Below are 6,000 nucleotides of genomic sequence, written 5' to 3' on the forward strand. Positions count from 1 at the left end.
TATAAATAATTATTGACTAATTTTTATAAGCAGCGATGATCGCTTAGTGGGACGACCCGCTAGATTTCTGGGAGGGAATTTTTATGACCATTACTCGCCGCACTCTGCTTTTAACTTCGGCCGCAGGATTTGCTGCAGCCACGTTTGCCGCCAACGCCTTTGCGGAATCGCCGCCGCTGAAGAAGAAAGATACCTACAAGGTTGGCTTTGCCCAGACCGAGAGCAACAACCCATGGCGTCTCGCTCAGACCGCCAGCATGCAGGACGAAGCCAAGAAGCGCGGCTGGCAGCTCGTCTACACTGACGCCGCAAGTTCCGCCGCAAAGCAGGTCGCTGACGTCAATTCGATGATCGCCCAGGGCGTCGACCTCATCTTCCTTGCCCCGCGCGAAGAAAAGCCGCTGATCCCGGCCATCAAGGCCGCCAAGAATGCCGGCATTCCGGTCATTCTGCTCGACCGTAATGTCGATGCCTCGCTTGCAAAGCCGGGTGAAGACTACGTTACCTTCATCGGTTCCAACTTCATCGAGGAAGGACAGCGCGTCGCCGATTGGCTCGTCAAGAATGCCAATGGCAAGACGACGATCATCGAACTCGAAGGCACCACCGGTTCCTCGCCCGCCAATGACCGCAAGAAAGGCTTTGACGACGTCATTGCCAAGAACTCGGACTTCAAGATTGTAGCCTCGCAGACCGGCGACTTCGCTCGCGACAAGGGCCGTCAGGTTGCGGAAACTCTGCTCCAGGCCCATCCCGACGCCAATGTCGTCTATGCCCACAATGACGAAATGGCAATTGGTGCGATTTCGGCTATCGAGGCTGCGGGCAAGGTGCCGGGCAAGGATATCCTCGTGCTTTCGATCGATGGCGGCAAGGAAGCCGTGCAGGGCGTTGTCGATGGCAAGATCGCGGCAGTCGTCGAATGCAATCCGCGGTTTGGTCCAAAAGCGTTTGATACGGCGGTCGCCTATGCAAACGGCGAAAAGATACCTGCCAAGCTGATCAATCCGGACCAGTTCTATGACGCGAGCAACGCCAAAGACCTGCTGAGCACCGCCTACTGATTTTATGAACATGCCAGCGCTCAATAGGGCGCTGGCCCTCCTTCGACGTGTTGTTTTGATCGTCGAAGCTTTTCCACGTTCTGCAGAAACGGCTTGGTAATGAACACCGGTACACTTCTATCGATGACGGGGATCGACAAGCGGTTTGCCGGCATTTCGGCTTTGTCCGGCGCTTCATTCGAAGTGGGGCGCGGTGAGGTTCACGCCCTGATCGGCCAGAACGGTGCCGGTAAATCAACCCTGATCAAGGTACTGACCGGTTATCATCGCCGCGATGCCGGCGAAGTGACGTTTGACGGCCGGCCGTTCGAGGTCTTTTCGCCGCATCAGGCCCAGGCGAGCGGCATCAGCACGATTTACCAGGAGATCAACCTGGTCCCCTATCGCTCCATCACGGAAAACATCTGTCTTGGCCGGGAAGCACGGCGCTTCGGCTTTCTCGACTGGAAGCGCATGCACCAGGAAGCCGAAACATTGCTGCAGCGATTCAACGTGCGTATCGACGTGCGCCGCCCGCTGATGGAATTCAACACGGCGACCCAGCAGATGGTCGCCATTGCCCGCGCCATCGGTTTTTCTGCCAAGCTGGTCATTATGGATGAGCCAACCTCCTCGCTCGACGAACGCGAGGTGAGCGTGCTCTTCGACGTTATCCGCCAATTGAAACAAGAGGGCGTCTCGGTCATTTTCGTCAGCCACAAGCTCGATGAACTTTACGAAGTTTGCGATCGCGTCACGATCATGCGCGATGGGCGGACCATCAAATCTGCGCGGATGATCGAGATCGACAAGATCGGGCTTGTCTCTTCCATGCTCGGACGCACGATCGACCGCGCCGAGGGGCATGCGACCGCCTTCAGCGAGCGGGATCGACGCAAGATCGGCAATGTTCTGTTGTCGGCAGAAAATCTCGCAATCAATCAGACGGTCCAGGATGTTTCCTTCGATGTACGGCAGGGCGAAATCGCGGGATTTGCTGGGCTCCTCGGTGCGGGGCGCACTGAGACGGCGCGGCTTGTCTTCGGCATCGACCGGCCACGCGCCGGTACGATGCAACTCGACGGGCAAAAATTCGCACCACGCGGCCCGGCAGAAGCCATTGCCGCAGGGATGGGATTTTGCACCGAGGACCGCAAGAGCGAAGGCATCGTGCCTGAAATGAGCGTTGCCGAAAACATGATGCTGGCCTTGATGCCGAAACTCAGCAAATCCGGTATCATCGACGAAAAGGCGCAGCGCGAAATCGTCGAACGTTTCATCAAGCAACTCGGCGTAAAATGTTCGGGACCTGACCAGAAAGTGCGCGAACTTTCCGGCGGCAACCAGCAGAAGGTCCTGCTTGGACGCTGGCTCGCCATGAACCCGCGCCTGCTCATCCTCGACGAACCTACGCGTGGCATCGATGTCGGCGCCAAAGGCGAGATCCAGTCATTGATCAAATCGCTCGCCGATGAAGGCCTCGCGGTATTGATGATCTCATCCGAACTCGAAGAAGTCACCGAGGGCGCCGACAGGGTCTTCGTCCTGCGGGAAGGCTTGAGCGTCGCCACATTTGACCGCAGTGAGGCGACGGAGGATGCGGTGATGTCGGCCATGGCGCATGGCAGCCCACCAACGAATGCGGAGGCCCTGTCTTGACCGACACGACCCGGCAGCAAAGCGTTTCGCGACCCTTCGTCCCCATGGATTTCATGGCGCGCTACGGTACCCTGATTGCGCTCGTCGCGCTCCTCATCTTCAATTTTGCTTTTACCCGTAATTTTGCGACGATGCAGACGCTCAACGTCAACCTTACGCAGGTTTGCACCATCGTCATCGTCGCGGTGGGCATGACGCTCGTCATCGCGACCGGCGGTATCGATCTTTCCGTCGGCTCTCTGATGGCGATTTCAGGTGCGCTGGCACCGATGATCTTCCTGGGCAAGATCGTTCCGATCGACAATGTCGGCCTGGCAGTTGCTGCGGCCATGATCGTCTCGGTCGGCATTGCCGGGCTGCTCGGTCTTTTCAATGGCTGGCTAATAGCCAAGTTCCGCATTCAGCCGATTGTCGCGACACTCGTGCTTTTCATCGCCGGGCGCGGCATTGCCCAGGTGCTGACCAACGGTAACTTGCAGACCTTCCGCGTGCCGGAGTTTCAGTTCATCGGTCTCGGCCGCATCTTCGGCATTCCTGTCCAGGTGGTTCTCATGGCGCTTTTGGTCGTCGCCGCCGCCTGGGTGCTGAGACGGACCGTCTTCGGCAGGCAGATTATCGCAATTGGCGGCAATGAACGGGCGGCGGAACTTGCGGGCATCGCGGTGTCGAAGGTGAAGCTGGCGGTTTACGCCATCAGCGGACTGTGCGCGGGGATAGCGGGACTCATCGTCATCGCCATCAACTCGTCGAGCGACGCCAACCTCGTGGGGCTCGGCATGGAGCTCGATGCGATCGCGGCCGTCGCGGTCGGCGGAACGCTTCTTAGCGGCGGGAAGGCAACCATCATCGGCACGCTTCTCGGCGCCATGACCATCCAGCTCGTGCGCTATACGCTGCTCGCCAATGGCGTGCCGGACGCAGCGGCCCTCGTCGTCAAGGCTGGCATAATCGTGCTCGCGGTCTGGATACAGCAACAGGGCAGGCGCGCATGACCAGAACCAGATTGATCTCCCTGCTTGGAAGTTATGGCGTCGTGGTTGCGTTGCTTTTGCTCGTCCTCTTTGGCTGGGCGCGCTACGACTATTTTCTCGGCTTCTTCAACATCACCAGCGTGCTCCGCTACAACTCCATGTTCGCGCTCGTCGCCCTCGGCATGTGCTTCGTCATCATGACCGGTGGCATCGATCTTTCGGTCGGTTCGACTGCGGCGCTCGGCAGTGTCGTTGCGGCGCTTGCCAGCCCCTACGGAGTCTGGATCGGACTAGGTGCTGGTGTCGGTGCTGGCCTCTGCGTCGGTCTCGTCAATGCGATCCTCGTGACGCGTCTGCGGATAATGCCTTTTGTCGCCACACTCGCAATGATGCTCGCCGCGAGCGGTACGGCGTTGCTGCTTGCCGACAATCAGTCGGTATCCGTATCCTATGACAGCGGCTTCACCTCGATCGGACAAGACAATTTCCTTGGTTTTCCAATTCCCGCATGGATCGCGATGCTCGCCTATTTCATCGGCTGGATCGTGCTGAACTTCACGGGAACGGGTCGCGGCGTCCTCGCCGTCGGCGGCAATGAGGACGCGACGCGCCTTATGGGTCTGCCTGCCGACCGGATCAAGTTCCTCGTGTACCTCGGAAGCGGCGGGCTTGCCGGGCTTGCCGGTGTGATCCTGGCCTCGCAATTCGGCGCGGGGCAGCCTATCGAGGGTGTGGGCTGGGAGCTTTTTGCCATTGCCGCAGTCGTTGTCGGCGGCACGTTGCTGACTGGCGGCGTCGGCTCGGTCGGGGCGACACTTGCCGGCGTGCTCCTTTTGGGCATCCTGTTCAATGTCCTCAATTTCGAGAACGGCAAGGGCTGGATTTCGCTTTCGGCCTACTGGCAGTCGGTGATCCGCGGGCTCTTCCTGCTCGTCGTCGTCATGCTGCAGGCAAAGCTTGCCGCGCGCAGCCGAACCGTCGCAGGAGAACACTGATTTTGCGTGGCGTCACAAATACGAAAGACTTCGGTGAGTTCGAGGGCGACCCAGTATCGGAAGTCACCATTCGCTCTGCAGCGGGCGCGGTTGCCCGCATATTGAATTGGGGCGCCGTTATCCGCGATCTGGAAGTCCCGCTGGCCGACGGCACACTCCAGCGCGTGGTGCTTGGTTTCGATGAGTTTACCCCCTACCCCGGGCGCTCACCCTATTTCGGCGCGCTCGTTGGGCGTTATGCCAATCGCATCGCCAATGGCAGCTTCGTGCTCGACGGCAAGACCATCGTTCTCGACCGCAATGAACGAGGTGTCCAAACCCTCCATGGGGGCAGCGGCGGCGTTTCCCAGCGTCTCTGGAAAATCGCCGACCACGACGAAAGTGCGGTAACCCTTACCCTCCACCTTCCGGACGGCGATCAGGGTTTCCCAGGCAATCTCGATGTGCGCTGCACATATCGGTTCGTGGAAGACGCGACGCTGCGCGTCGATATCGAAGCGACGGCCGATGCACCGACGGTCGCGAATTTCGCGCAGCACAGCTATTTCAACCTCGACGGTACGAACGACATTCGCAATCACCGCCTGCGCATCCTCGCCGACGCCTATACACCGGTCGACGCGGGTCTCATTCCAACCGGAGAGATCGCTTCGGTCGCCGGTTCGCCTTACGATTTCCGCTTGCCGCGCCGCATCGGCGTCGAGGGATCGACGCCCTATGACCACAATTTCGTCCTCTCCGAGCCCCTGAGCCAGGGCATGCGATTTGCCGCGTCGCTTGCCGGCGGCAATGGTCTTGCCATGCAAGTTCACACCAGCGAGCCCGGCCTGCAGTTTTACGACGGCGCCATGATTCCAGCCCTTCTCGGTCTTGGCGGCAGAAACTACGGGCGGTTCGCCGGGCTGTGTCTTGAGGCGCAGCATTTCCCTGACAGTCCCAACCAGCCACATTTTCCAAGCACGACCCTCGTGCCGGGCGAAACCTACCGGCAACGCACGGAATTTCGCTTCCACAGTTCCTAGACAAGCGCGTCTTGCCGTCCTATTCCGGTCCCATCAAACCGGAGGACAATCAGATGAGCACCAATGTTGCACTGACGGGACTGGCGCGAGACATGCAGGCGCGGGCGGATGCCGGGCGGCCGATCCGCATCGGGCTGATCGGTTCGGGCGAGATGGGCACGGATATCGTGACGCGCGTGGCGCACATGCCGGGCATCGAGATCGGCGCGATCTCGGAACTGAAGCTGCCGAATGCGCTCAAAGCCGTCGACATCGCCTACCAGGAGAGCGGCCATGGCCGCGAGGTCGCCAATGCCGCGGCGCTGACGGC

General features: G+C 59.8%; 5 protein-coding genes and 1 pseudogene. All 6 read left to right on the forward strand.

The genetic code is table 11. The annotated features are described in order from the left end of the window. Nucleotides 1-83: 83 nt before the first annotated feature. Nucleotides 84-1,064: an ABC transporter substrate-binding protein gene (locus AC1DNI_RS21520; RefSeq protein ID WP_477693370.1), complete on the forward strand. Its 981-nt coding sequence runs from the start codon at nt 84-86 to the stop codon at nt 1,062-1,064. Nucleotides 1,065-1,163: 99 nt separating this feature from the next. Next, nucleotides 1,164-2,702, forward strand: coding sequence for a sugar ABC transporter ATP-binding protein (locus AC1DNI_RS21525; protein WP_477693371.1), 1,539 nt, complete (start codon nt 1,164-1,166; stop codon nt 2,700-2,702). A gap of 44 nt (nt 2,703-2,746) precedes the next feature. After that, the gene (locus AC1DNI_RS21530) at nt 2,747-3,694 is read left to right on the forward strand and encodes an ABC transporter permease (RefSeq protein ID WP_477693383.1); all 948 of its coding nucleotides are present in this window, start codon (nt 2,747-2,749) and stop codon (nt 3,692-3,694) included. Continuing rightward, nucleotides 3,691-4,668, forward strand: coding sequence for an ABC transporter permease (locus AC1DNI_RS21535; protein WP_477693372.1), 978 nt, complete (start codon nt 3,691-3,693; stop codon nt 4,666-4,668). Before AC1DNI_RS21530 ends, AC1DNI_RS21535 begins: the two co-directional genes overlap by 4 nt. Nucleotides 4,669-4,670: 2 nt before the next feature. Then, nucleotides 4,671-5,690 (forward strand): aldose epimerase family protein, encoded by a 1,020-nt coding sequence (locus AC1DNI_RS21540; protein WP_477693373.1) that lies wholly within the window; start codon nt 4,671-4,673, stop codon nt 5,688-5,690. 53 nt (nt 5,691-5,743) lie between these two features. After that, nucleotides 5,744-6,000: pseudogene (locus AC1DNI_RS21545) on the forward strand (homoserine dehydrogenase); the annotation flags it as partial.

The sequence above is a fragment of the Phyllobacterium sp. 01N428 genome (assembly GCF_056399405.1).

Coding starts and splice junctions, on each gene's coding strand:
- AC1DNI_RS21520 (WP_477693370.1), top strand. CDS start 84: ATGACCATTACTCGCCGCACTCTGCTTTTAACTTCGGCCGCAGGATTT.
- AC1DNI_RS21525 (WP_477693371.1), top strand. CDS start 1,164: ATGAACACCGGTACACTTCTATCGATGACGGGGATCGACAAGCGGTTT.
- AC1DNI_RS21530 (WP_477693383.1), top strand. CDS start 2,747: ATGGATTTCATGGCGCGCTACGGTACCCTGATTGCGCTCGTCGCGCTC.
- AC1DNI_RS21535 (WP_477693372.1), top strand. CDS start 3,691: ATGACCAGAACCAGATTGATCTCCCTGCTTGGAAGTTATGGCGTCGTG.